Here is a 3,030-nt window from a genome sequence, read left to right as displayed (position 1 = left end):
GGCATCGCAGTACTGATCTACCACGGTGATCGTGGAGGTAGCCGTTCTTGAACCCAATTAAATACCCTTGCTAAGTTAAACTCTTAGTAACTAATTATACTCTCATGAGAGTAATAAAAGAGCGTTAAGTCTGTTGACTTAGCTACTGGAGAATCTAAAGTTTTATTGGAACTACCTGGAAGACCATCTATTATTCAATTAAATCTATCTCGTGATTTGGCTATGTTTTGTACACATTCACACCCTAATATATTTAAGCGTGGGCGTAAGCAAGAGCCGTTCATTGTCCAAATTTGGAATTATTTAGCACTTGTCTAATGCTTTTCAGTCCTTAGAACATTCTGTAGAACGGATATAGGCCAGATATTAATATCACATTGACATAGATTTTGTTCAATACCTTAATAGTAAAAGTTAGTCAATGAGTTATGGAATTTGGCATAAGTAAGAAGACAAATTAAGAAAAATTTTCTTACTTAACTCAAACCCCCTATTTATAAGCCTTTCGTTAGCCAATACGGATAAACTTCCTTGCGCGGTCGTGCTTCGCAAGCTGGGGAGGCTGGGGTAGAAAGTGGCGATCGCTCTTTTATGTCGGGATTTAAGGGTTAGACGACATCACAATTTTACTTAGTAATCTCAAGGTTGCTGCTCAAACTCACTGCTATTACACTCGACTCAAGGAGTGGTAATTCAGAAAGGCATTAAGATATTACTTAGGTCAATTAGATCCTCAAGCCAGCTTATTGTCACGCTGCTGAATTGCTACGACTTCTAAGTTACGGAAGAAAATTAACAACTGGCTCAATCATTGATGCGACAAATTTCTGAGTTAACACCACATCAGGAAGCTTTACTTTGTGAATATAAGAGAAAGTGGCAGTTAGCATCACTTTCAACACAACCTATTGATACACAAAAAGCGACCCAAGCGATTAAAGCTGTTTACAAGCAAATATCTAGTTTAGAAGAATTGGACATATATTTTTTTGATAGTCCATTTGGTATAGCTAATTTAAGTTTTATCAACTGTGTCTATCCGCATGAGAATTGGTGTAATCCTCGAAAACTTAATAACCTCATTAAGCAGCTTGAGAAACAATTGTTTAAACAAGGGTTTGTTAGTAACAAATTTAGTCGGACTATCGTATTCCCTTTGATTGAAACAGTTGCTAGGCAGTTGGATATTAATCTATGGAACTACCTTCAAAAACAGTTGGGATTTTGGTCAATTATACATAGCCTTATACCTGTGAATTTACGCGATAGTGAAAAATCATCTCCAATTTGGAAATCTGCAAAATAAAATCAGCAAAGACAGCGAGAGGGATTGTGGCGTTTTTTGGCATCTGGTTTAGTGGCTCCAGATACAGAGTGTAGTATCTGCTGCGTATTAGATTACTGCATTTCTGAATTGCAATGCTGTCCTGAAGATAATCTTTGGCACATACTTAAAACATTTGTTACTGAATGTGGTTGGACATTTTTTTTCCAAGATTTCTGTTTTACTTGTAATCGTCCATATAAAGTGATGGTAAACGAACAGGGTCAATCACTATGTGAAAATGAAGCACTTATTGAATTTTCAGACGGTTTTAGGGTATTTACCAAGCATGATTAAAATTGATGATTTAACAATAGTAAGAAACTAAAGTAAGCAAAAGAGTTTTGATTTCTTTAAAAACCACAATTATCAAGAGTTTCAGCAGCCATTACCGCATACCTTGATTGCTCGGTCGAAGTAAGGGCGAACGCAATAGAGAAAACTAAATTGATGCTGCTTAATAATATTAATGAGTAGACGAAACGGAAGGTTTTGCTACGATAGGAGGTTAGCTTTGAATTGTTCAACTCCTTTGCCTGACTAATGAAAAATTCTTTAAAAATCATTGTCTCAATAATTATTACTATATATGTAGCATGGTCAGCTTTTGAATATGATTGGTATAGTGGGATTATTCCCGCAAAAATTGACATAACCTACGCCATACATATTGGCGGTGAGAGCTATTTTCGAGAGGGTTGTGGTGCAGCTATATTTCGGCTATCAAATGCAACTGCGGATGCCATTGACCGCGAAGAACTTGATTTTTTTAACGACGTTATCTATTCAAGAAAAAGCAAAGAGCGTTACTACACATATACCTCGTGGAAAGAAACACCAGTTCCCGATTCATGGACGAGTGAAGTCTCTTGGCCAGGTTTGGGTTGTTCGGGTGCAAGTCACTCACTGTTGTCTAAAATCCTTGAGGCTGCTTCTAAAAAAGGAAGCTACTACTCCTCCAAAGACGAAGGAGAGATTCTTGTTATTCCAAACCGTAAATTGGTAGTCTTTACTTATTTTGGCTAGTCCCGCCAATCCAAATGCCATTTTATATATTGACTCAACGGTAATGATATTTAAGGATAATACCCTGACCAATATCTTTGAGTTGTGCGGAATCTGGTTTAGGAGAAACGTTTTTCCTAAATTAATTTCCATGTGTTGACTGTCGCTTTAAGGCGAGAATCTTTCTAAGATTTCAACGTACTCTTATAGTTCAGCAATCGGTAAAACTTGCTCTTATATCCGCAGATGAATGGTTACAGGTTTTGTCGCTAAAAGTCACTTGTCCACTAGTGAGGCAAGACTTGGGGCGGGAGCCTTCTACACTCCTTTCACCCGCTCTCCGTTTTGAGAGTAGCGTCAAAAATTTCTCAAATATTTGGTTTAGGAAAAACGTTTTTCCTAAATTCCTGATCATGTGTATCCTGTCGCCCCTCTCCCTCATTGTTATGGTTTTCTTGCTTTCTGGTTTTCTGGTTCTCCAAACTTTTGGGTTAACGCCTCAACAATAACTGAGGTTACAGTAATCCCTTGCTCTTTAGCTTTAGACATCCAGTAGCGACGTTGGGATATAGGGGAATGGCACTAAGAAAAGCCAAAACGCTTGTGTATTAAGCAGTTTGCAACTGCTTTCGTAATTCGTGCCGAGGTTTGGTCATTAAGGGATAAGCTTTCGGGCGGCGTTTACGGACTCGTGCTTCGTT

2 protein-coding genes are annotated in these 3,030 nt (G+C 38.0%); both read left to right on the top strand.

All coding sequences use genetic code 11. The features are described 5' to 3' along the window. Nucleotides 1-814 precede the first annotated feature (814 nt). Nucleotides 815-1,306, top strand: a complete 492-nt coding sequence (locus tag CDG79_RS39895; protein ID WP_094346966.1) for a hypothetical protein — start codon at nucleotides 815-817, stop codon at nucleotides 1,304-1,306. A 561-nt stretch (nucleotides 1,307-1,867) separates the two neighbouring features. Beyond that, nucleotides 1,868-2,350: a hypothetical protein gene (locus CDG79_RS39885; RefSeq protein WP_094346964.1), complete on the top strand. Its 483-nt coding sequence runs from the start codon at nucleotides 1,868-1,870 to the stop codon at nucleotides 2,348-2,350. Nucleotides 2,351-3,030 lie beyond the last annotated feature (680 nt).

Origin of the sequence: Nostoc sp. 'Peltigera membranacea cyanobiont' 232 (assembly GCF_002245985.1) — a bacterium.
GTDB lineage: Bacteria > Cyanobacteriota > Cyanobacteriia > Cyanobacteriales > Nostocaceae > Nostoc.
The sequence above is the reverse complement of the archived record's forward strand: the minus strand, read 5'-3'. Positions and strand labels throughout refer to the sequence as shown.

Excerpts from the sequence above, each read along its gene's own strand:
- CDG79_RS39895 (WP_094346966.1), top strand. The coding sequence starts at position 815 with ATGCGACAAATTTCTGAGTTAACACCACATCAGGAAGCTTTACTTTGT.
- CDG79_RS39885 (WP_094346964.1), top strand. The coding sequence starts at position 1,868 with ATGAAAAATTCTTTAAAAATCATTGTCTCAATAATTATTACTATATAT.